Here is a 22549-nt window from a genome sequence, read left to right as displayed (position 1 = left end):
ATCATGGCAGCAACTTCGTTGTATAAAACTCAGGAATTAAAAATTTATAATTCCATTTCAGGTCAAAAAGAAACATTTAAATCTATTACAGAAGGTAATATAGGAATGTATGTGTGCGGCCCTACGGTTTATAGCAATGTACACTTAGGAAACTGTCGTACATTTATTTCTTTTGACCTGGTATTTAGATACCTAAGACATCTGGAGTATAAAGTTCGTTATGTTAGAAATATTACCGATGCCGGTCATCTTGAAAACGATGCAGACGAAGGCGAAGATAAAGTGGCCAAAAAAGCACGATTAGAAGAGTTAGAACCTATGGAAATCGTACAGCGATATACTTTAGATTTTCATCATGTTATGTCTAAATTTAATGCAATATCACCAAGTATAGAACCTACGGCTACTGGACATATCGTAGAACAAATTGAAATTATCAAAACGATTATCGATAATGGTTTTGCATACGAATCAAATGGTTCTATCTATTTTGATGTTCAGAAATTTAATAAAACTAATCATTACGGAAAGTTAAGTGGGCGTAATCTCGAGGATATGATTGCAAATACCCGGGAGTTATCTGCTCAAAGTGATAAAAAGAACCCCCAGGATTTTGCGCTTTGGAAAAAAGCAGAACCTCAGCATATTATGCGCTGGCCATCTCCATGGAGTGATGGTTTCCCAGGTTGGCACCTAGAGTGTACTGTAATGAGCACCAAATATTTAGGTGAGCGATTCGATATTCATGGAGGAGGAATGGATTTAAAATTCCCTCATCACGAATGTGAAATTGCACAGGGAGAAGCCGCTTGTGGTCAAACCCCTGTAAATTATTGGATGCATGCCAATATGCTTACTCTTAATGGCAAAAAAATGTCTAAATCAACCGGGAATACCATATCCCCGGGAGAATTATTTTCGGGCAATAATAACTTTTTAAGCAAACCATTTGACCCTAGCATTGTTCGGTTTTTTATGCTTCAGGCACATTACAGAAGTATTTTGGATTTTTCTAACGATGCATTAGAAGCTTCAGAAAAAGGGTTTTATAAATTGATAGATGCAATACAAACTATCGATACGCTATCAGCTAACTCGACCACCAAAGGGTTTAATGTTCAAAACTGGAGGCAAGAATGCTATGATGCAATGAATGATGATTTTAACAGTCCTATTCTAATTGCTAAGTTATTTGATGCCGTTAAGTTTGTTAATACCGTTAAAGAACAAAAGGCTACAATTTCTGCAACTGATCTCGAATTATTACGTAAAACCATACATGATTTTGTTTTTGACGTTCTTGGATTGGTGAACATAAATGAAACTGCATCAGACATAAGCGATAAGCTTTCTGGAGCGGTAGAATTATTGATTAACTTAAGAGCAGAAGCAAGAGCTAATAAAGATTTTGCCACTAGTGATAAAATTAGAGATGAACTTATAGAAATTGGCATTCAACTTAAGGATGGCAGGGATGGCACTAGCTTTTCATTAAATTAACCATTTTGGCTTTTAAGACGACCATAAAACAAATTTTAATATTTCCATTTGTGGTATTGGTTAAGCTGTATCAAAACCTAATATCACCATTAACTCCTGCTACCTGCCGTTATCAGCCTACTTGTTCGCATTATACTCTTGAAGCGTTACAAAAACATGGGCTTTTTAAAGGAGGAATGCTTTCAATTAAGCGTATTTTTAGTTGTCACCCCTGGGGAGGTAGTGGATATGATCCAGTTCCTGATGTTGAGAATGAATCTGTGAAAAGTGAACAATAAAGATCCTTTCATAATAATTGTATTTATAAAACGTATGGTCATTTTTTCAATATATGAATATGTAATACGTTTCTCATATAAATACCTATATTTACTTTTGAAAAATAAAACTCACGCATGATATTTACAAAAATTACCTGGAATCCGGTTGAGGGAATAGATCTCGGCTTTTTTGTTATTCGTTTTTATAGCTTAATGTTTGTAATTGCCTTTACACTAGGATGGTACCTAATGAAAAAAATCTATATCCGAGAGAATGTCTCTATGGAAAAACTAGATTCTGTATTTATATATGCTGTTATCGGTACATTATTAGGCGCCAGGTTAGGGCATGTATTTTTTTATGACTGGGATTATTACAAAAACAATCTTTTAGAAATTCTTTTGCCTTTCAGGTTTAAGCCAGCGTTTGAGTTTATAGGTTTTCAGGGATTAGCGAGTCATGGGGCTGCTATTGCTTTTATAATTGCAATGTATTATTACTCTAAAAAAGTCCTACATAAACATCCGCTTTGGGTTTTAGATAGAGTTACTATTCCTGCAGCATTTGGAGGTATTTTTGTTCGATTAGGTAATTTCTTTAACTCTGAGATTATTGGAAAAGAATCTGGAGATTCTTTTTTTGGAGTAAAGTTTATACGTGATGGTATAAGTAAAAGAGAGGCTTTAAAAGAAACCGGAATGGATAGCGTTAATAAAGCATATTCTGCAATCGTAGAAAATCCTAAATTCTCTAACTTACTAGAAGCTATTCCATATCGTCATCCAGCTCAATTATATGAAGCTTTTGGATATATATTTGTATCTATTATCCTATGGTTAATCTATTGGAAAACTGATAAACGAAAAAACAGTGGGTTTCTTTTCGGAATGTATTTAATTCTAATATTTACGGTACGTTTTATTGTAGAGTACGTTAAATCAAGCCAGGGAGGTTTTGAAAGCGCCTTAGGTTTGCTATCAACAGGCCAATGGCTTAGTATTCCTTTTATTATTGTTGGCTTGTATTTTGTAATACGATCCCGAAAGAAAACAGAAGTTAATTAAATAGAAAATAGCATAAAAAAAGCCGATGTAAGATACATCGGCTTTTTTTATGCGTTTAGTTTTATTTTAAAAAATCTCGTTAGATTCTTTTAGTTTTTCTGTATTCGCCACCAATTGAAGTTCATCAATAATTTTCTGAATATCTCCATCTATAATATTACCTAAGTCATATAAGGTTAAACCAATACGGTGATCAGTCACCCTACCTTGTGGATAGTTATAGGTTCTAATTTTTGCAGAACGATCTCCGGATGAAACCATACTTTTACGTTTCTCAGAATCTGCTGCTTGCTTCTTTTCCAGTTCTAAATCATACAATCGAGAACGCAATACTTTCAATGCTTTTTCGAGGTTTTTATGTGATGATTTCTGATCCTGGCAACTTACAATCATTCCTGTTGGCTCATGATGTAATTTAATTGCCGAATATGTAGTATTTACAGACTGCCCTCCTGGTCCTGTAGAAGTAGTACGTTCTATACGTACTTCTTGCATATCGAGTTCGATATCAAATTCTTCTGCTTCAGGTAAAACCATTACGGTGGCAGCACTGGTATGTACACGACCTTGTGTTTCGGTTTGAGGAACTCGTTGTACACGATGTACACCTGCTTCAAACTTTAATGTCCCATAAACATCTTCACCATTAACTTCGAAAATAATCTCTTTATAACCACCACTGGTTCCTTCATTAAGATCTACAACACTAGTACTCCATCCTCTACCTTCACAATATTTAGTATACATTCTAAATAAATCTCCTGCAAAAATACTCGCTTCGTCCCCTCCTGTTCCTGCGCGAATTTCTACTACACAGTTCTTAGCATCTTCGGGATCTTTTGGCACAAGCATAAAGCGAATTTTTTCTTCCAAACCTGGTAATTCTTCTTTAGCTTCTTCTAGCTGCATTTTGGCCATTTCTACCATCTCTGCATCACTACCATCAGCAATAATTTCCTCGGCTTCCTTTAGATTATCAGTGAGCTCTATATATCGCTCTCTTTCATCCATAAGTGCATTAAGATCTTTATATTCTTTATTAAGCTGTATGTACTTTTTTTGATCTGCAATAATATCCGGTTGAATGATTAAATCACTCACTTCATCAAATCGTTGCTTTACAATATTTAATTTATCAATCATAGTGTATTCTTCCTATTCTGTAGAATTTACAAAAGTAAGCTTTTTTGTCAAAAGCTCATACAGCATGATAAGATTACAAATCAATTTTATTTACAAACCAGATTTGAAGTTACCTAACCTTACAACATCTATTGTTTTTGGCTTTTATTTTCTTTCAAAAATTACTTCTCCATCAAATACAGTCATATCTACTTTGGTATTGGCAATTTTATTAGGATCTACAGAAAAAATATTTTGACTTAATACTACAAAATCTGCTTTTTTTCCTATTTCAAGAGATCCTACTTCTGTCTCCTGTCTCATAACATAAGCTCCATTGAGTGTATATGCTTTTACAGCTTCTTCTATGGTTATATTTTGTGGAAAACGTGTTACCGCATTTTGCATCCCTACAAATGGATTGATACTGCTTACATCCCAATCACTACTTAATGTAATTCTGGCATTAGCTTCTTTTAAACTCTTAATAGGAACCAGGTTTTGTGAATTTTCCTTTCCTATAAGTTCTGCATTCTCACTCCAATGATCTGGTTGTGTAAAATCACCTGCTACCTGGCAATCTGCAGTAACATTTAATTGAGAAAAACGTGACAAATCTGATGGGGTTACTATTTCGACATGTGTAATTCTATGCCTTCCCGAACCAGTACTTGCTGTTTCTATCGCATTTAAAGACTCCTGGATTCCCCTATTTCCAATAGCATGAATATGAAAATCAAACCCTACATTTTCTAATTGTTGAATATAGCTTGTTATTCGGTTTTGGGTAAAATAATTCAATCCGTTATTATTCGGTTTCTGAAAAAGATCTATTAGATATTCTTCTTGCATTGCCGCAGTTGTATTATGTACTATCCCATCACTATATAGCTTGATTTGGTTTATTTTTAAAAGACGATTATCATCATTCTCATATAATGATTTTAGTAATGATATTTGCGACTCATCATCCTGCATGGGATATGCCCATAGTCCTAAATTAACCCGAGCAGTAAGTTTTCCTTCTTTTTCTACTCGTTTCCATATGATATGATGATCTCTTTTCCAATAGGTTCGCGCATCACAAATAGAGGTTATTCCATTTTTAGCCAGTTCTGGTAATGCAAAATTTACTAAACCATTATAATCATTTGCTTTAGTTTGACTAGTTGGAGCCAATGCCAAATCTAAAATAAGGTTTCCTGCATTATCAATAAGAATTCCATTAAGGTTACCGTTTTCATCCTTCATATAAATTCCTCCTGATGGATCTTTAGAATTACTATCTATCCCTGCTATTTCTAGCGCTTTAGAATTTACCCAGATCGAATGAGAAGTACGTTCCATAATTGCAATAGGCCTAGTACTACTAATATCATCCAAAATATCTATAGGAGAACGTTTGGTTTCAAGAAGTGCATACAAATCTACACCCCAACCCAAAAGCCATTCTTCATTAGGAAAATCACGTAAAGCTTTACGAATTGTGGGAACATAATTTTCGGGATCATTATCTTCTTTTAAAATAAACTTAAAATTTTCTGATGAGGCTTCTAACGGATGCATATGTACATCGTGTATCCCTGGTATTACTGTAGCTCCTTTAAGGTCTATTACTTCTGTATCTTCACCTATCTGCGCCAGCGCTTTATCTGTATTTCCCACATAGATTATCTTATTTCCTTCAACAATTATAGCCTCTGCCCATACCTGCTCTGGGTTTACCGTAAAAATTGCACCGTTGATATAAGCTACTTTAACTTTTTGCTCTTGATTAGATATAGAATTATCATCTTTATTACAAGAATTTGCACTTACTATTAATGTTATAATAAAGGCTATAAGTTTCATTTGATTGTTTTTAATATTTGATATTATCATTTTATGGGGATATATATTTCGGTTACATACTCTTTGGGATCTTCGCTATGCATACTATTTACTTTATACAATTCTAAAAAAGGGGATTCAGATACCTCATGTTGTGTATTTAATATCCAATTCCCAAAAATTTTATCGTAAGTATGTTGTAATAAACCATAAGCCCCATAATGTGTAAAAACTGCATATGTTTGTTCTGGTAAAATTTTCACGCTGAATTTATTTTTAAAATCACAATTTTGAGGTAGTGTAAAGCAAGCATCATAGTTACATCGAATTGCCTCTGATATTAATGGTTCATCCCAAATAATCCCTATACTTTCTGATGCAGATATATTTACCTCTAGTCCTACAGCTTCTTCATGTAATTCATCCCAAACCTCTTCAATCTTATCACTATAATAATCTGCCATAATCGTTTTATAAAAAACCTTTTGTTCTGGCAGGTTGATTATTTTTTCTTCATAAAAACTCATTACTATTTTCGTATTCTTTACTACCGACGTTAAGATGTCTTCTTTTTTACTTTTATACTCCTGAGGAGAAATACCAAAATGTTTTTTAAAAGCCTTACTAAACGCTTGTAAATCAGAATACCCAACTTTTATTGCTATTTGTGATATCGTCTGGTTTTGATACAAAAGCATTTTTGCTCCGCTTTCTACCTTAAGCCTGGTAATATAAGCTCCAATGGTTTCTTTATAATATCCTTTAAAGATGCGTTGTAAGTTTCGATATGAAAAATTAGAGACTTCTTCAAGCTTCTTAATCTCAAAAGTTGTATTGAAATTATTTCGCAAATACAAAGCTGTACTTTGCATTCTTTTTATATAAACATCCTTTTTATTCACATTGCAAATTTATGAAATATAGCAAGTTATGGTATTGTCCTATATTGACAATTATACATAATCATCATTGCAATATCGTATTATCTTACCCTAATTAAAAAATCGTAAATTTGTATTGATATGCAAGATCGTACAGGTACATATTTTAGTTTTCCTATTCCTAAATGGTTAGGTATACTTATTCTTTTAATCTCTATTGGAGGATATTCTAATTACACGCAGCCTGTTGATTTTAAAGAAACTATTGAATTACTGGTTTCACCCAAAGAATTCTCTTCATCTCAAAATAGTATTCTTTTTAGTGATGTAATTGATCCAGAAAAAAGTAAGGATTTTTCAGACATCGACCATAAGTATCTGGTTTTACTATCATTAAATCACACTAAGCTTAGTAGGGTTTTCAAAAATGATCAATCCATTTTTATTAGTTTATATAACAAACATAAAATAATAAATACTTCGTACAATTCTTCTTACAATGGTAAAGAAGATGCTTTTCATTTCAATTTTATAGGATAAAATCTTATCCATCTATTCGTTTATAAATAATCTATTAACAACTTATTTATTTCTTACCAATAGAAATAAGCGGGCATTATTAATTCCCTGAAATGAAAAAATTCAAAAAAACGCTAAGGCGCTTAGCCTTGATCATATTCATTATAATGGCTTCTTTACTTCCTGTTCCTATCTTCTTTCAGAAAAAAGATGGAAAGTTTGATGATGATCACATTATTGAGCATGTAGATGTAAAAGAAGATGACACAGAAGCAGAAACAAAAGTCACTACTAATTTTAAATCATAATGAATTATGTTTCTATAACGAAACAGACCTTCGGGATCATGATCCTGAAGGTCTTCATATTTCTAACACAACAACTTCTGTGAATTTAAAAACAAAACTTAATTCAGAACTACTAATGTATCCCTGTCATTAGTTTTTTAATAATTGGCGAAATTAGAATAGCAACTATTCCTATTCCCATGGTAATGACTCCAAAATTGGCATATACAGATACGTAAGAATATAATTGCTGAAAAGCTTCTGTATTATTACCTTCTACCAGCGTATTAGATAACCCTGTGATCGCCTCGCTAATAGCTCCTGAGAGACCTTCTGAAAAAATACTGGCTTCTCCTTCTTTTACTGTTGTAAGCTTTGCTATTTTTCCTGCAAAAAAATGGCCATAGAAATTTGCCGAAAACCAAACCCCCATGATGAAGGTAACATATTTTATGGGTGATAGTTCGGTTATTTTAGAAAGCCCTATAGGGGATAAGAACAATTCTCCAACGGTTAACACTAGATATCCAAAAATCAAATAAAACATTGGGGTCCTAGCATATTCATCAACTTCTTGAGCAGACATCCCAAAAATTAGAAATCCTAACCCTAGAAACAACATACCTAAGCCAAATTTAATAGCCGAATTAGGGTTTGCTTTCTTCTTACTCAAAAATGTCCATAGCAACGCAAAAGGAATCGCCAATACCACTATCCAGGTAGAGTTTATACTATTAGTTTGCGCCGCATTAATCCCTATAAGATTTACATTTCTATCTGCAAATAATGTAAGTGAGCTTCCGGCTTGCTCAAATACTGCTGCAAACAAAGCATATAGACTAGTAAAATATACTGCAACCAATAACCGTTTTCGTTCTTTGATTGATACTTTTGTTAAAATATAGGTTATATATCCTATTAAAAAAAAGGTTGCAATCCAGACCAGGTAATGTTCAAATTCATTAAATCTAACAATTAACGCAAATACCGGAACTGATAACCATGCCAGAAACCATACTCGATCCCCTTTATTGAGACCATATATTTTCTTTTCATAATTCTTGATATCGGGTACTAGTCCTTTATCCCCAAAAACTGCTAGTTGTGTTCCTCGTTTAAAAACTAAAAGCCCAACCAGCATTCCTATTCCTGCTAATAGAAATCCATAATGCCACCCGTATAGTTCGGCTAGCCAGGCACACATTAAGGGTGCTATAGCTCCTCCCAAGTTAATTCCCAGATAAAAAATTGTAAATCCAGAATCTCTCCTTCTATCCCCTTCTTTATACAATGTACCCACCATTGTTGAAATATTGGGTTTAAAAAAACCATTACCAACGATTATTAAAGCCAGTGATCCGTAGAAAAAAACAGGAGTCTCAATAGTTAGAAAAAAATGGCCTGCTGCCATCAAAACGCCTCCCAGTATGATTGATTTTCTATACCCAATATATCTATCTGCTATAATACCACCAATCATAGGAGTGACATATACTAGAGACATATATGCCGCCATTACTCCAAACGATTTGTCATCAGAATATAAAAGATGTTTGGTCATGTACAACACCAAAAGTGCTTTCATGCCATAAAAAGAAAATCGTTCCCATAATTCTGCAAAAAATAGATATAATAATCCCTTAGGGTGTCCGAATACTTCCTGCCTATTTACTTCAGTTTGATCTGAGTTCATGTTATGTGTTTAAAATTATTTTAAACACAAAGCATCAATAGTTTACGAACAACTAAAAGGAAAGTTCTAAAAAATAGCAATTTATATCAAATTGTTATTCTCTTACAAGTAGTTACAAATAATTACAATCTATGGTTTACGAAGTTTTATTAAACTCTTCTAATAGTGTTTGATCAATAATTATATTTTCTGGTATAACTCGAAGCCTATATTTTCCCTGTCCCATAAATGTGAACAAATCTTTTCTTTCTAGTTGTGATATAGACTGTAATTGAAGTATTGTATTGATATTTTCTATAATTCTACTCAAGTAGGTTTGGCTCTTTATTTCGCCTCCAGAGTTCACTACTAAATATTGCCTGTCTCCTGCTTCATATTTCCGTTTTACAGCAAACTTTAATAAGTTTTTGTATTGTGTAGTTTTGGAACCAAAATCTATGGTTTTATCATAAATCTCCTTAGATGGGATTGTTATTTTGACCAATGCCCAATCCATAAATTTAATAGTCATTTCACTAGGTTTAGGTGTTAATGCTAATTGAATAACCCAACTTGTAGCTAATACCAGAAAAACAGAAATGAATGTTGTTTTAGCAATAATTTTTATTAAATGGCCGTATAATTCATTACTCATTACCACAAAAACATCTGGCATTTGTGAGATTAGCATTAATAAAAAAGCTAATACAGAGATAATGGCTACCAGTCTTAGTCCTCGATTCATGAAAGTTCTATAAAACGAAACAATAAGTAACCAGGTGAGTAAACAAGAAAATATCAAATCCGGCACACTGCTTATTCGTATTCCGTTTATCACAGGAGTATTTTTAAATGCTTGAATCAAAACAAAAGTTACAATAGACACCACTACTGCTATACCAATAAGAATAAGGGTATTTCTCTTATTTTTTGACAAAAACTGAGGTGCAAAATCAAAGTAAAACAATGCCATTATTAAAACCAGAGTATTCAGCACCGAAAAAAAACTATATCCTATATCGTAGATAATCGTATCTGTAAATAAGAAAAGATTACCCATATAAATCCAACCTCCAGAAAACACCCATACAAAAAGGGCCAGACTTAAATACAATAAGCCTTTATCTATTCTTTTTTGAGAATCATCTTCTTCTAAAAACTGTCTGAAACGTTTCCTTATATTATACCATATAGCCAATAACAATATCCCTCCTATCAAAGCGATACATATATGTGCCAGGCTATAAAACTTAGTAATATCTGACATATCTGATTATCTGAACGATAAAGGTAATTACATATTCGATTTAAAACAAGACTATTTATCTTTTGATATGACAATCAAATAATATAGTATTACTGATTAGAAATATGTGGTTATTGTGAAATCATCTCATAAGGTTTCAATACGTTCTCAAACATTTATATACACTCTATTTTATGGACTTACTAGTTTTAAAATACCATCACAATGTGCAATAGCCATTTCGGTAGCACTGATCTGAATAGTGTATGCTCCTCCGAGACTTTGAACAATTCTTTTTAATAAACGAACATCTTCAAAAGGGAACTCCCTTTTTTTCATTTTATCAAAATCTGAGTTATATATATAATACTTTCCCAAATACTCACGGTGAATAATTTCCTGTCGTTCATAAGCTTTAGTTACTTTCTGTAAATCTGAAGAATAATGTTTCTGAATAGCCGACTTTAAAGATATGTCATTAAAAAGAGTAAAATCTCCAGAATTGACCAGGGTTTTATAAGTGATGTCTTGAGGAGTAAACTCTACCAGCGGAGAAATACTAAACACTTTCTTAGTAATTGTATAATTTTCTATAGTAGTATCATTAAGCACTTTTGCAATAGTTTCGGCTTCTTTCTTATATTTTACTAATGTCTTTAGGTTCTTTGTTAATTCTTCTTTATCGGCAAGTATATCTATCTTTAAATTTTCAAGATACGTAGCTCTAAGATTTTTATCTTTTTTCTCCTCTGCACATTGATTAAGATTAAAGGCAATAGTGATACCAACAATAACTATTAGAATTTCTCCTAAGGTGTACTGCCAATTTATTTTTTTCATTTGACATCCAGATTAATTGTTCAGTAAAAGATAATGATTTAATTTTTATAGTATTAGTTGATCTATGTATTTGAAATACTATCTCTAAAATATCATCTGGAGTATTTTGACTACGTGCAGTACAACATAGACTTTATCGAAAAAGTATGTAGTAGAAATTATTCTCTCCCAAAATTTTTATAATCTTCTCTTACCGGGCTAAACGTATCTAAAACTCTACAATCTGTCAATGCAACTCCGCTATGGGGCACATTTGCAGGGATTACAGCAACAAATCCATTTTCATAAACATTTGTTTCCTCACCTACGGTTAACTCTAGTTTTCCTTCTAAAACTTGTGTTGTTTGTTCATGAATATGAGAATGTAATGGTAAGACCGATCCTTTTTTTATTTCCCAAAAGGCAAGGGTTGAATATTCGGTATGAATAAATTTACCTTTAAAGCCCTCCATTATCTCTTTTTCTTCGATTTTTGAAATATCTATCATAGAACTCGTTTAAGCTTTTTCAACTGGTTAAAAAATCACCCTCTATTTCTTATGATTTTAATAGCCTCTTTATAATAACTTTCAAACGTTTTATTTCCATTTGGTTTATACTCTGAAAAAAGAAGGTAAATATTTTTTTCGATACTATTAGGTTGTTTTTTATAAAAATTACTACCTGCTAAGTCATTGAAAATCCTTTTTGTTAATACCGCTTGTAGCGGTCTAATAATCATGTGGTCTACTCTATCTTTAATTTGCAGTTTTGTTAGTTTATCATCAAACAAAACCCTAAAATCTTCTACATCCCCAATATATTTGTCGAGAAAAATACTGGTCGTATATAAATGTGATATTTCATGGCAAAATACTCCTTGATAGTTTTCTATATCTAACACCTCATTTTGTGGCTTACTTTCAGAACTTAAATCACAGAAATTACCTAATGTAATCGCTCTTATATTCGGATTGTAATTATCGTAAAAATCAACCGCTTGACTTTCGCTATTATTTGTTAATTCTACAAATACTTTAAATTCTAAACCATCTCTATCATCTTGATAAAATTCTTGTATTTTTCCTAACAAATTTTCTGCTTCAACTTGTCTTTTAATTTTTGAATTAGATGTTGCGTAGTACTCTTTATTACTCTTAAAAAATGAATTAAATTTAGTTACTCTATAAAAATCTGCTGCTAACTTTCTGAAATTATTGATATCATTGGTATAAATTTTTCTTTTTATCAACTCTATATCAATATCAGAATTTAATTCCATGGTTTCAAGGTTTGTTATAACTAAACCAACACTTGAAAAATCAGTCCCTGAATTTACTTCATCAAAAATATATTTTAAAAAAGGATGTTCTTTATACTCTGCAAAGTAATTATTCAGGCGTTTTACATAACTTGTTTCGCAAGGTTTATATTCATCTGACATTTCTTTTTCTACTGCCAAATTGAATGCTGTTAATAAAAATTCAGTTCCTTCATTTACTTCAAAAGTAATTTTATTAGGATTACTTGTAGTTTTTCTTTCTTTATCTTGCTGTTTACAGCTTGTAATTAAAACTAAGAACAATAGCATTAAGTATTGTTTATTCATTTAAAACTGTTTATCGTTGAACTGAAATTTAAATTGTAACGAGTTTTTATAATTACCGGCAAAATTTAGTAAACATAAGTTCCAAACTCACTTTTGATGGTAAGTTTCTTCTCTTCAGAAGCCTCGACACGACCAACTATTTGGGCATCTACGTTAAAACTTTTTGAAATTGATATGATTTCTTCTGCTACTTCTGGAGCAACATATAACTCCATACGATGTCCCATATTAAATACTTGATACATTTCTTTCCAATCTGTTCCAGAGTTTTCCTGAATCAATTTAAATAATGGAGGTACATCGAATAGGTTATCTTTTACGATATGTAAATTATCTATAAAATGCAGAATCTTGGTTTGAGCACCACCACTGCAATGTACCATCCCGTGAATGGTTTCTTTATCAAAGTTTGCTAAGATTTTTTTGATAATCGGGGCATATGTTCTGGTAGGTGATAATACTAATTTACCAGCATTAATAGGTGCATCTTTCACAGCATCGGTTAAACTTGTCTTACCCGAGTATACTAAATCTGAAGGTACAGAAGGGTCAAAGCTTTCTGGATATTTTTCTGCCAGCGTCTTACTAAACACATCATGGCGGGCAGATGTTAAACCATTGCTTCCCATACCACCATTATATTCTTTTTCATAGCTTGCTTGTCCAAAAGAAGCCAATCCTACAATTACATCACCTGCTTTTATATTTGCATTATCAATTACATCTTTACGTTTCATACGAGCAGTTACTGTAGAGTCTACAATAATTGTTCGTACCAGATCCCCAACATCAGCAGTTTCTCCACCTGTAGAATGAATTTCAACTCCAAAATCTTTAAGTTCTTTAAGCAACTCTTCGGTTCCGTTAATGATTGCAGATATCACTTCACCCGGGATCAGGTTTTTATTTCTTCCGATAGTAGAAGACAACATTATATTATCGGTTGCTCCCACACATAATAAATCATCGATATTCATGATTAATGCATCCTGGGCAATTCCTTTCCATACAGAAACATCACCTGTTTCTTTCCAATACATATATGCCAGAGAAGATTTGGTTCCTGCCCCATCGGCATGCATGATCAAACAATACTCTTGATCACCGGTTAAATGATCTGGTACAATTTTGCAAAACGCTTTTGGAAAAAGTCCTTTATCAATGTTTTTAATCGCACTATGTACATCTTCTTTAGACGCAGAAACACCACGTTGCGCATAACGTTTACTTACTTCTTGACTCATTATATTGAAAATTAAAGCGCAAAGATAATTTAATTAATTACGAATTGCGAATTACGATGTACGAATTATAAAGTCTAAATTACTAAGCTTAACATTATACAGGCATCATAATTCGCAAGTCAAAAATCAAAAATAACGCTATTCCCAATCGGGCATTGCTGCTTTTTGTAATATTGTAGTTCTTCCATCTAAATCAGCTATGGGCACGGTTAAAATATTTTTTTCAGAAATCCCATCATTCGAAGTGTTTACAAAAATGATACTAGCTTCATTTGGCGAAAATCTGGCATCCAGGTCATTAGTCCCTGCTGTTTTATCTGTAGACAGATCTGTACTTACCATTGTACCAAAATCATAGGTAAACACACGAGAATCTAATTGACGATAATTTGGATTTTCTGCCCCAGACATATCTCGACTATACAACAATTTGGTACCGTCTACAGACAAATTGATACTACCCGCAGCACCATTTTGGCCTGTAAGAACTGTATTTTGGACTGCTCCAGCACCATCAATTGTAAAAATTTGCACTCCATATCCATCTAAATTATTCGTTTTTATGGCCGTTATACCTGTACTTTCATTTTTATCTACTTCGGTAATCAAGTCACCAGTGGTTTGATATATTAAACTCAAGCCGCTTCCATCTATATTAATAGAATACAATTTATTCTGATTAGGAAATAACAATTTTGCTCCATTGGCATCCCATGAAAAATCTACTTCTTCAAGGTTAAATCCAGAAACTCCAACTGTAGAAGTAATTTGTTTTATTTGCGAACCATCTTGGTTCATTATAAATAAATGAGTTTGTGAACCAACCGATTGTAAAAAAGCAATTTTCTTAGTAGTAGCATTTCTTCTAGGTCTAAAACTATTTTTTGATACCGAAGTAAGCGCTATTTCTGTTCCCCCACTCTCATCTGCAGAATAAATAACACTGTTGCCGCCAACTAGTTTTGTATACACAATTCTATTGTTTGGTGGTCCCGCAGTCGTAAAGGCAAAAGTTGTACTATTAACCGGATCATTAATATCATCACTAGAGCTTACTTGCCAAAAATATTTGGTAGCAAAAGAAAGTCCAGATACGGTATATGTTGTATCTGCAATATTTTCAAAAACTTCTACATTAGAATTTTCTTCGTTCCTTAAACTTACCTTGTAAGTAAGTTTATCTTTATCAGGATCCTTGGCACTCCACACCAATTTAACTTCTAATGGCTGATCGACAGCGTTATCTACTGGTGTCACTAAAGTTGCAGCTTCTGGCGGGCGATTGGTAGCTGTTGCAATATCCATTTCAAGAACTATTTCAAGTTCTTTATCTGCTAATACTGTAATTGCTTCAAAAACTGCTAATAGTCCCTCTCGTTGACCCGAAAGAGAATAATCTCCTGAAGGTACATTCTTTAAATGATAGACACCATCTTTATCTGTAAAAACAGTACTTGAAGCAGGATTTGTTGATATTTTCACATTCTCTAAAGGTTCGTTAGTTCCTTTTTTAACTACTTTCCCTTTAACAGATCCTAAACCTTCTGAATCAATAGTATCCTCACTACAAGAAGCCGTAGCCAAAATTACAAAAACACTTATTATTCTTATGATAATTTTTCTCACAACCTATTCGTTTTTATCCTCTCGGATTATACCTTCTTTTCTAATTCTTCTATTTCTTTTTCTTAGCTCACGTAATTCTACATTTTTCTCTTGTTTCTGTAATCTTGATTTTTTACTTGCCTTTGCAGGGTTTCCAAAATACCAATTAAGTCCAAAAGAAAAATTAAAATATTGATCATCTCGTTTTCCCTGAACTACACCATCCAATTCGTCACTAAGAATCAGATTATGAGTAGCTCCAACAGAAATACCTATTTTATCAGAAATTAAATATTCTACACCACCTCCATATTGAAACTTAAACAATGTAGTATCAAAATCATCATCATTCACAATTCCTACTCCTCCAAATAAAAAGGGTGACAACCTATCAAAGGGCAAAAGGCTTAACTCTGTATTAAGATCAAAAGCGTTAAATCCTTTAGAAAATGCGTTTTGATTAGTGAGTTCAAATTTATTAATACTTCCATTAACATTAAGATATGGGTTAAAATACCATCTCGCACCAATCTTTGCAGAGTAGGTAAGCTCTGGATTATTATAATCTCCACTCACTAAAGCGGTTCCTCCTTTTAAAAATGCAGAAAGCTTAGTTCTTCTTTCTTTAAAATACCGATCGTACAATGCCGTATTTTGTGCTTCATATTTTTCTGCTTTGTAATTTTCTATCAATGTATTTACAACTTCTGGTTCTGCTTTAACAGCCCATAACTTATCTTCGATTCCTTCTACAATTAGAGATTCTACGGCTTTCTCTATTGCTTCTGATACTGCCATTTGAGCAGGTTCATTCTTAGTAAAACCAGTTTCAGCCTCGAGCAATCTTTTAAACTTTATATATCTAAAGAAATTTGCATCTAGTGCTTGTGACAAAATAGTTTTAGACACATACACTGTTTTTAAGATTTTACCACTCGAAGTAGAAACAGCTCTTAAATAAATTGTAATTCTATCTTGTCTATATTGAGTAGAAGCCCCTACACCAAAATATCTTGCTCCCAATCCACCTGTGATGATATTAGAATCATAAGATACAATCCCTCCTTCGAGGATAATCCCTGCATATAGTAATGGTGGTAATTGTGGCTCGTTGGTGTTTTTGGTTTTTCTATATTCTTTTCTTGTAGAACGTATAATATTACGTTCATTGAGTAAGTTGCTTAGATTTTCTCTTTCGATAGGCACAAACCACTTAGAATCTTCGAGTGCTTTGATCAAAATTGTTGTTGCTCCCTGAGTAACGGCTGTACTAAAAGTGCTTCCATTTTCTGTGGGTTTATATTGCCCTGTTTGATCTCTAAATTTATACACCCCAACAACAACAGGTTCTTCCGGTGACGGAAAATCCCTTAATGTTTTTGTAACTTCTGTATCTTCTCCTATTCTGGCATTTTCGATAGTTATAGGTTGATTAAAATACGTCCCACATCCGTGTAATAAAAATACGCAAGAAATTACCGCGATTACTTTATAAAACTTATGATACATTAAAAATTAATTAGGAATTATTACTTGGGACTGATCTCCGGTGCTTGTATCTAAAATATTGATTACCAACCCTTCTCCAGAAGGAAAGATTTCTATGAATAATGATCCAAAATTATACGTTCCTTCGGTAAGACCTCCTTCTCCAAATTGTTCGGTAAATAGTGTTCTTGATATCTGACTTAATAACTGGTTATTTAGATTCTCTGTAAATCTTTCTACATCAGACCTTTGATCTCTTGAATCGGTAGGGTCTGTAAATTTATTCTGAGCTTCGGCAGAGCTAAGGAGCCACTGATAATTAAAGGTATCTCCTCCAAAAGCAGGATTTACAGGCTTATACACCAAATCTTGTCCAAAAGAAAAGCTACATATCGAGAAAACAAGAAAAAGCGTTATTAAAATTGATTTCATCTTAACTGTTTTAATACTGAAAAATATCGTTCTTCTGTTTTTTTAGATCCTTAAAATATTTATACACTTTTCGAATTGCAATTTTCGACATTTGTTCTAAATATTCCAAATCTGGTTTTCCTATAAATTCATGAATGACATTATCCTCTATTTTTACTTGAATAATAGTGCTACGGCCAAAGCTTAATTTTTCATATACCCCAACTACTTTATTACCATTTATTTGGTTTAATGTATAGGAGGCATAGAAAAATTCATAGAAATCTCTTCCTGGTTTGGTCTTAGTCTCTTCTATTACTATTCCTTTTAATTCAACTCCATCATCAGAGGAGATATCATCTTCTGTTGAATTAGGCTTCTGATTAGCTTCTTCATTAAAACCAAGTCTATCTTTACCTATAATCTTATCTTCTTCATAGATCAATAAAAGTAATACTATTTTATCACTCTCATCTACACTAATTGCCCCTCTTGAGAGTTCTTTACTTTCGTTTGCTTCTAGCGTAAATCTTCCTTCCTGATTATTTTTAGATACATTGTTATTTGCATCTGTTCGAAAAACAGTAATAGTGTATTGCAAACTTTTGTATACTTCTGTAGTATTAGTAGCAGTAGCAACCACAGAAATCATATCATCTATAGTTACTGTTTTAACTTTTGCAACTACATCGGTATTTGTGAACTGTGCAATTGAAACCTGAAAACACAAAGTCGCAAGTATGATAAGTTTACACTTCATACTCTTATATGTATGTTATTAAAAACTTCTAACAATTATAGTTCTGGCATCGCCAGACATTTTAAATTTCAAATTCTTTGACAGTTCATTACTACCAAATCGTTCAAAAATCAAGTTATTACCTTCTTGTATAAGTTCTAAATTAGTTGATATATCAGGATTAAAAGAAAAATCAGTCACAGAATTATTATTTCCTGTTTGTATAATTGATTTCTCTATTTCTCTGGCAGATTCATTTATCTCTACTAGATTTTGATCCCCTTTCTGAAGTATTTTAATATCTGAAGATTCTGCAATAATAGTAGAAAGTACAGCATTACTTGTTCCTATTTGCTGAATAAAAACTGCATTTACTCCATTAGAAAGAGGTGACGATTCTGCTCCTGTAGATAACACATTATTAACCTGAGACAGGGTAATAAACTTATCTTGATCAGTAACAGAAAGCTCGCTTTCACCTTTTAAATTTTGAGCATACCCATTAGAAAAAGTAAAGAAAATAAAAAACACCAATGTCTGTATAAGAATGGTTTTGTTCATCTTTTTCAGAATTTAAAAAAATCAAGATAAGAGTTATGCTCAATTTGAGCATAACTCTTATAAAGAAATTAAAGTTTATTCGAATTTAATTAATTCGAACCATTTTGAGTTACAGTAGCACCATTGTTTACTCCTGTTTGAAGGATCACACTAGTGTTCATATCTCCTATCTGAGTTACAAAAGTATTGTTACCTGTTCCTACCTGAGTATCTGTAGCGACATTCATATTTCCAAATTGGAAAATATCACTTGTATTGCTTGCTCCATTTTGAGTTGAAGTAGCTCTATTTTCATCACCAAACTGAATTTGGCTAACAAGGTTATTTTCTCCAGCTAAATTTAAATCTGAACTTCCTTCTTGAGAAGCTTCAGCAACGTTACCATTACCTAGTTGAAGTTGTCTTGTAGTATTTTCTCCTCCAAAGTTTATAAGGTTCTGAGTAGCAGAAGCGTTGTTTCTATCTCCTAACTGAGTTTGTACTACAACATTATTATCTTCTTCGTGTCTTGCAAAAGCTTCGTTACCATTACCAGATTGAAATTGATCTACAAGACCACCTCTAGAAGTAAAGAACGCTCCTCCTTGTACAGAAGTCGCATTGTTACCAACTCCTGTCTGACTTTGGATAGCTGTATTATTTGTTCCTGATTGTGTTGTAGAAGCAACATTCTCATCACCAGATTGTGATTGATCAGAAATATTAGTACTTCCGTTTTGAGACGCTGTAGCCGCATTGCTATTACCTTCTTGTACTTGAGTAGCCAAGTTATCTCCTCCAAAAGATCCTAAGTTTTGTTCTGCACTTGCATCATTAGAATCTCCTGTCTGGCTTTGAAGAATTGTATTATTATCTTCTTCATGATTCGCAAATGCGTTATTTTCATCACCTGCTTGTACTTGCTCTACTCTTCCTCCTCTAGAATCAAAAAGAGTACTACCTTGTACAGAATTTGCAGTGTTACCTCCACCTTCTTGGTCTTGGCTCACAGAGTTATTATTACCCCACTGTCCCGCAGTAGCAATATTAGCATCTCCTATTTGTGATTGTGAAGAAAGATTGTTCTGCCCTACTTGTGTAATAGATGCTGTGTTAAAGTTTCCTTCTTGATTAAGTTCACTAAAATTATCTATCCCTTCTTGGCTTGAAGATCCAGAGTTACCATCTCCAAATTGAACCTGAATAGCAGTATTGGTTAATCCTTCCTGAGATATTGTTGCTTCGTTTCTATCTCCTTCCTGAAGTTGATTAGCTACATTGCCGCCCCCTTCAAATGCTAAGTTTTGAGTAGCTCTAGCAGAATTACCATTACCTACTTGTACTTGATACACTTGATTATCAGCTTCTTCATGATGAGCAAAAGCCGAATTCTTATCTCCGGTTTGAGATTGTTCTACAACTCCATTAGTTGAATTAAATGCAGCAGTACCTTGAATAGCTTCTGCATTGTTAGCCTTTCCTTCTTGAGTTGTTAAAGAAGAATTAGTTGCTCCAACCTGAGAAATATTAGCGATATTATCATCCCCGGTTTGAGTAACATTACTGTTGTTTGACTGTGCGATCATTGCCGTAGCACTTAATAAAGCTGCTAGGCTAAAAATTAATTTTTTCATACGTAATATATATTAAAAGTGATTAAATTGAGTTACTCTCCTTAAAATTTTACAGCACAAGAACAATAAAGATCAGAAAAATCTAATCTCCATTATTATTCAATAAAAACAAATATATTTTGGGACCTGGGGGGTATAATCAAAAGTATGACGACCATTTTGACATTATCAAATTTAGGAAAATATTAAAGCTATTATTATCAATTTCCCAACTATTCGACGAAATACATGCAAAAAAACCATAGAAATTTGAATTTCTATGGTTTTTAAAGGGTTTATCAAATATGATTTTTTTGCTAAAATTTCATTGAAAAACAAATCGTAGGTTAATTCTTACTTGTTTATAAAAACCAACACCATTTCTAAGGCAAAAAGATTTGATTACCTTTTCAAGTTTAAAAACCAAGTAAAGAAGTAATCACCTCCTTACCTAATTAGCCCCTCCTTGAGTCACATTAGTAGTATTATTAGTTCCTGTCTGAAGAATTGTGCTCATATGCATATTTCCTACCTGATTCAGTGATATATCATTACCTATACCAAATTGAGTATCCTCTGCTATATTCATGTTTCCAGACTGTAAAATATCGTTTACATTATTTATTCCATTTTGAGATGAAGTAACTTTATTTTGGCTTCCAATTTGAATTTGATTAATTAGATTATTCTCTCCTACTAAATTCAAATCCGAGTTTCCTTCCTGATAAGCTTCAACAATATTTCCATTTCCAACTTGAGCCTGTTTAACAGTATTTTTTCCACCAAAAAATAGAATATTTTGAGTTGCAGAAGCACTATTCCTGTTTCCAACCTGAGCTTGTAGTACTGAATTTTTATCTTCCTCTTGCTGAGCGAATGCTTTGTTACTATTACCATACTGAAATTGATTTACCATCCCACCTCTAGAGGCAAATAAAAATCCTCCTTGTTTAGAAATTGCTTCATTATCTACTCCTGTTTGGTTTTGAAAAAGCACATTATTTCCCCCAAATTGCGTTGCCGAGACTCTATTTCCGTTACCGGATTGTGACTGGTTTAGACGATTTTCATTTCCATCTTGTGCTGCTATAGCCGAATTACCATAACCATTCTGTATTTGCATTGCAAAATTCTTACCTCCAAAACGAGTTAAATTTTGCTCAGCCCTGGCATTATTTCCATCTCCCCCTTGCCCTTGAAGAATAGTATTTTCATCTTCTTCATGATTTGCAAAAGCTGAATTCTCATTTCCATATTGCACTTGCTCAATTCTACCTTCTCTAGAATCAAAAAGACTACTTCCTTGCATAGAAGTTCCTGTATTTCCATCTCCTCGTTGGATTTGGCGTATAAGATTACCATTACCCAATTGTTCAGCCTTAACCATATTAGAATTTCCGGCTTGCCTTTGTAAAGAATTATTTTTGTCACCCTCTTGAAAAACCGAGGCGGTATTAAAGTTCCCTACCTGCATAAGCCTACTAAGGTCATTGCTTCCTAATTGCACCGAAGAAGCAGAATTACTTTTACCTATTTGCACCTGAAACGCAGAATTAGATACTCCTTCCTGAGATATTATAGCATCATTCTTATTTCCTTTTTGACGTTGTCTTGCTATATTATTCCCCCCTTCATATTTTAAATTTTGTTTAGTATTTGACGAGTTACGATTACCTATTTGTACCTGGTTTACTCGATTATTCTTTTCTTCATGTTGGGCATAGGCAGAGTTCCTATTTCCTGTTTGAATTTGTTTTACAACTCCGTTACTAGAGTTAAACTCCTTACTCCCTTGTATAGTTTCTGCATTATTGCTTATCCCATTTTGAATGGTTAAAGAAGAATTAGAAACCCCTATTTGAGTAACATTAGTAAAATTTTTTTCTCCTGTCTGCGTAACAGAACTATTGTTCGATTGTGCGATCATTGCCGTGGTACCTAATAAAGCTACCAAGCTAAAAACTGTTTTTTTCATGTATAATATAAATTTAAGTGGTTAATATGATTTTTATATAAAAACTATTGCACGATAAAGGAATATTAGAAAAATCTAATCTCCATTTTGACTAACATGAAAATATGTGCTTGGGGTTAGGGAG

Annotated in this window: 21 protein-coding genes; 5 read left to right on the top strand and 16 right to left on the bottom strand. The window is 33.0% G+C overall.

Annotated features, from left to right (window positions below; genetic code table 11):
• The first annotated feature begins 3 nt into the window (after positions 1 to 3).
• From cysS to lgt, 3 genes are all read left to right on the top strand, one after another.
• Positions 4 to 1500, top strand: coding sequence for a cysteine--tRNA ligase (cysS, locus tag Z053_RS0119670; protein ID WP_025666689.1), 1497 nt, complete (start codon positions 4 to 6; stop codon positions 1498 to 1500).
• Positions 1501 to 1523: 23 nt separating this feature from the next.
• The gene (gene yidD / locus Z053_RS0119665) at positions 1524 to 1778 is read left to right on the top strand and encodes a membrane protein insertion efficiency factor YidD (RefSeq protein ID WP_025666688.1); all 255 of its coding nucleotides are present in this window, start codon (positions 1524 to 1526) and stop codon (positions 1776 to 1778) included.
• Positions 1779 to 1895: 117 nt separating this feature from the next.
• Positions 1896 to 2825 (top strand): prolipoprotein diacylglyceryl transferase, encoded by a 930-nt coding sequence (gene lgt, locus Z053_RS0119660; protein WP_025666687.1) that lies wholly within the window; start codon positions 1896 to 1898, stop codon positions 2823 to 2825.
• A gap of 66 nt (positions 2826 to 2891) precedes the next feature.
• On the opposite strand, the gene prfA is transcribed toward lgt, so the two are convergent.
• The 3 genes from prfA to Z053_RS0119645 all read right to left on the bottom strand — a co-directional run bounded on the left by prfA (position 2892) and on the right by Z053_RS0119645 (position 6649).
• The gene (gene prfA, locus Z053_RS0119655) at positions 2892 to 3968 is read right to left on the bottom strand and encodes a peptide chain release factor 1 (protein WP_025666686.1); all 1077 of its coding nucleotides are present in this window, start codon (positions 3966 to 3968) and stop codon (positions 2892 to 2894) included.
• 144 nt (positions 3969 to 4112) lie between these two features.
• A complete protein-coding gene (locus Z053_RS0119650; RefSeq protein ID WP_025666685.1) occupies positions 4113 to 5798 on the bottom strand; it encodes an amidohydrolase in 1686 nt (561 codons plus the stop codon).
• A 26-nt stretch (positions 5799 to 5824) separates the two neighbouring features.
• Positions 5825 to 6649 carry an AraC family transcriptional regulator gene (locus Z053_RS0119645; protein ID WP_025666684.1) on the bottom strand — a complete coding sequence of 275 codons (825 nt, stop codon included), beginning with the start codon at positions 6647 to 6649 and terminating at the stop codon, positions 5825 to 5827.
• Positions 6650 to 6799: 150 nt separating this feature from the next.
• Here Z053_RS0119645 and Z053_RS0119640 point away from each other — a divergent pair, with 150 nt between their 5' ends.
• Together Z053_RS0119640 and Z053_RS31130 are read left to right on the top strand one after the other, a co-directional pair.
• A complete protein-coding gene (locus Z053_RS0119640) occupies positions 6800 to 7198 on the top strand; it encodes a hypothetical protein (RefSeq protein ID WP_025666683.1) in 399 nt (132 codons plus the stop codon).
• A gap of 92 nt (positions 7199 to 7290) precedes the next feature.
• A complete protein-coding gene (locus tag Z053_RS31130; RefSeq protein WP_152538347.1) occupies positions 7291 to 7485 on the top strand; it encodes a hypothetical protein in 195 nt (64 codons plus the stop codon).
• 112 nt (positions 7486 to 7597) lie between these two features.
• Here Z053_RS31130 and Z053_RS0119630 read toward each other — a convergent pair whose 3' ends face one another.
• The 13 genes from Z053_RS0119630 to Z053_RS0119570 form a co-directional block, all read right to left on the bottom strand.
• Positions 7598 to 9157, bottom strand: a complete 1560-nt coding sequence (locus tag Z053_RS0119630) for a peptide MFS transporter (protein WP_025666682.1) — start codon at positions 9155 to 9157, stop codon at positions 7598 to 7600.
• A 136-nt stretch (positions 9158 to 9293) separates the two neighbouring features.
• Complete coding sequence (locus Z053_RS0119625) at positions 9294 to 10403, bottom strand: hypothetical protein (RefSeq protein WP_025666681.1); 1110 nt, start codon at positions 10401 to 10403, stop codon at positions 9294 to 9296.
• A 171-nt stretch (positions 10404 to 10574) separates the two neighbouring features.
• Positions 10575 to 11222 carry a DUF6090 family protein gene (locus Z053_RS0119620; protein ID WP_025666680.1) on the bottom strand — a complete coding sequence of 216 codons (648 nt, stop codon included), beginning with the start codon at positions 11220 to 11222 and terminating at the stop codon, positions 10575 to 10577.
• Positions 11223 to 11380: 158 nt separating this feature from the next.
• On the bottom strand, positions 11381 to 11710 hold the full coding sequence (locus tag Z053_RS0119615; protein WP_025666679.1) for a cupin domain-containing protein: 330 nt from the start codon (positions 11708 to 11710) through the stop codon (positions 11381 to 11383).
• A gap of 35 nt (positions 11711 to 11745) precedes the next feature.
• Entirely contained in the window at positions 11746 to 12810 is a 1065-nt protein-coding gene (locus Z053_RS0119610) for a DUF4932 domain-containing protein (protein WP_081748302.1), read from the bottom strand.
• Positions 12811 to 12875: 65 nt separating this feature from the next.
• A complete protein-coding gene (locus Z053_RS0119605) occupies positions 12876 to 14054 on the bottom strand; it encodes an AIR synthase related protein (protein WP_025666677.1) in 1179 nt (392 codons plus the stop codon).
• A gap of 138 nt (positions 14055 to 14192) precedes the next feature.
• On the bottom strand, positions 14193 to 15680 hold the full coding sequence (locus Z053_RS0119600; protein ID WP_241459843.1) for a carboxypeptidase regulatory-like domain-containing protein: 1488 nt from the start codon (positions 15678 to 15680) through the stop codon (positions 14193 to 14195).
• A gap of 3 nt (positions 15681 to 15683) precedes the next feature.
• Positions 15684 to 17168 (bottom strand): CsgG/HfaB family protein, encoded by a 1485-nt coding sequence (locus Z053_RS0119595; protein ID WP_025666675.1) that lies wholly within the window; start codon positions 17166 to 17168, stop codon positions 15684 to 15686.
• A 6-nt stretch (positions 17169 to 17174) separates the two neighbouring features.
• Positions 17175 to 17579: a curli production assembly/transport component CsgF gene (locus tag Z053_RS0119590; protein ID WP_025666674.1), complete on the bottom strand. Its 405-nt coding sequence runs from the start codon at positions 17577 to 17579 to the stop codon at positions 17175 to 17177.
• Between the two features lie 10 nt (positions 17580 to 17589).
• A complete protein-coding gene (locus Z053_RS30380; protein ID WP_025666673.1) occupies positions 17590 to 18318 on the bottom strand; it encodes a CsgE family curli-type amyloid fiber assembly protein in 729 nt (242 codons plus the stop codon).
• A gap of 18 nt (positions 18319 to 18336) precedes the next feature.
• Entirely contained in the window at positions 18337 to 18858 is a 522-nt protein-coding gene (locus tag Z053_RS0119580; RefSeq protein ID WP_025666672.1) for a hypothetical protein, read from the bottom strand.
• An 89-nt stretch (positions 18859 to 18947) separates the two neighbouring features.
• Entirely contained in the window at positions 18948 to 20471 is a 1524-nt protein-coding gene (locus tag Z053_RS0119575; protein WP_025666671.1) for a hypothetical protein, read from the bottom strand.
• Between the two features lie 430 nt (positions 20472 to 20901).
• Positions 20902 to 22425: a hypothetical protein gene (locus Z053_RS0119570; RefSeq protein ID WP_025666670.1), complete on the bottom strand. Its 1524-nt coding sequence runs from the start codon at positions 22423 to 22425 to the stop codon at positions 20902 to 20904.
• Between the last annotated feature and the right edge of the window lie 124 nt (positions 22426 to 22549).

Origin of the sequence: Aquimarina megaterium XH134 (genome assembly GCF_000520975.1) — a bacterium.
In the GTDB taxonomy this organism is placed as follows: domain Bacteria; phylum Bacteroidota; class Bacteroidia; order Flavobacteriales; family Flavobacteriaceae; genus Aquimarina; species Aquimarina megaterium.
Note: the sequence above shows the minus strand (reverse complement) of the source record. Positions and strands in the feature narration are given on the sequence as shown.

Bases quoted from the DNA above. Each gene is read 5' to 3' on its own strand.
- Z053_RS0119625 (WP_025666681.1), bottom strand. From the start codon at position 10,403: ATGTCAGATATTACTAAGTTTTATAGCCTGGCACATATATGTATCGCT.
- Z053_RS0119630 (WP_025666682.1), bottom strand. From the start codon at position 9,157: ATGAACTCAGATCAAACTGAAGTAAATAGGCAGGAAGTATTCGGACAC.
- Z053_RS30380 (WP_025666673.1), bottom strand. From the start codon at position 18,318: ATGAAGTGTAAACTTATCATACTTGCGACTTTGTGTTTTCAGGTTTCA.
- Z053_RS0119615 (WP_025666679.1), bottom strand. From the start codon at position 11,710: ATGATAGATATTTCAAAAATCGAAGAAAAAGAGATAATGGAGGGCTTT.
- prfA (WP_025666686.1), bottom strand. From the start codon at position 3,968: ATGATTGATAAATTAAATATTGTAAAGCAACGATTTGATGAAGTGAGT.
- Z053_RS0119605 (WP_025666677.1), bottom strand. From the start codon at position 14,054: ATGAGTCAAGAAGTAAGTAAACGTTATGCGCAACGTGGTGTTTCTGCG.
- Z053_RS31130 (WP_152538347.1), top strand. From the start codon at position 7,291: ATGAAAAAATTCAAAAAAACGCTAAGGCGCTTAGCCTTGATCATATTC.
- Z053_RS0119590 (WP_025666674.1), bottom strand. From the start codon at position 17,579: ATGAAATCAATTTTAATAACGCTTTTTCTTGTTTTCTCGATATGTAGC.
- lgt (WP_025666687.1), top strand. From the start codon at position 1,896: ATGATATTTACAAAAATTACCTGGAATCCGGTTGAGGGAATAGATCTC.
- Z053_RS0119575 (WP_025666671.1), bottom strand. From the start codon at position 20,471: ATGAAAAAATTAATTTTTAGCCTAGCAGCTTTATTAAGTGCTACGGCA.
- Z053_RS0119570 (WP_025666670.1), bottom strand. From the start codon at position 22,425: ATGAAAAAAACAGTTTTTAGCTTGGTAGCTTTATTAGGTACCACGGCA.
- Z053_RS0119610 (WP_081748302.1), bottom strand. From the start codon at position 12,810: ATGAATAAACAATACTTAATGCTATTGTTCTTAGTTTTAATTACAAGC.
- Z053_RS0119595 (WP_025666675.1), bottom strand. From the start codon at position 17,168: ATGTATCATAAGTTTTATAAAGTAATCGCGGTAATTTCTTGCGTATTT.
- Z053_RS0119640 (WP_025666683.1), top strand. From the start codon at position 6,800: ATGCAAGATCGTACAGGTACATATTTTAGTTTTCCTATTCCTAAATGG.
- cysS (WP_025666689.1), top strand. From the start codon at position 4: ATGGCAGCAACTTCGTTGTATAAAACTCAGGAATTAAAAATTTATAAT.
- Z053_RS0119645 (WP_025666684.1), bottom strand. From the start codon at position 6,649: ATGCAAAGTACAGCTTTGTATTTGCGAAATAATTTCAATACAACTTTT.
- Z053_RS0119650 (WP_025666685.1), bottom strand. From the start codon at position 5,798: ATGAAACTTATAGCCTTTATTATAACATTAATAGTAAGTGCAAATTCT.
- Z053_RS0119580 (WP_025666672.1), bottom strand. From the start codon at position 18,858: ATGAACAAAACCATTCTTATACAGACATTGGTGTTTTTTATTTTCTTT.
- Z053_RS0119620 (WP_025666680.1), bottom strand. From the start codon at position 11,222: ATGAAAAAAATAAATTGGCAGTACACCTTAGGAGAAATTCTAATAGTT.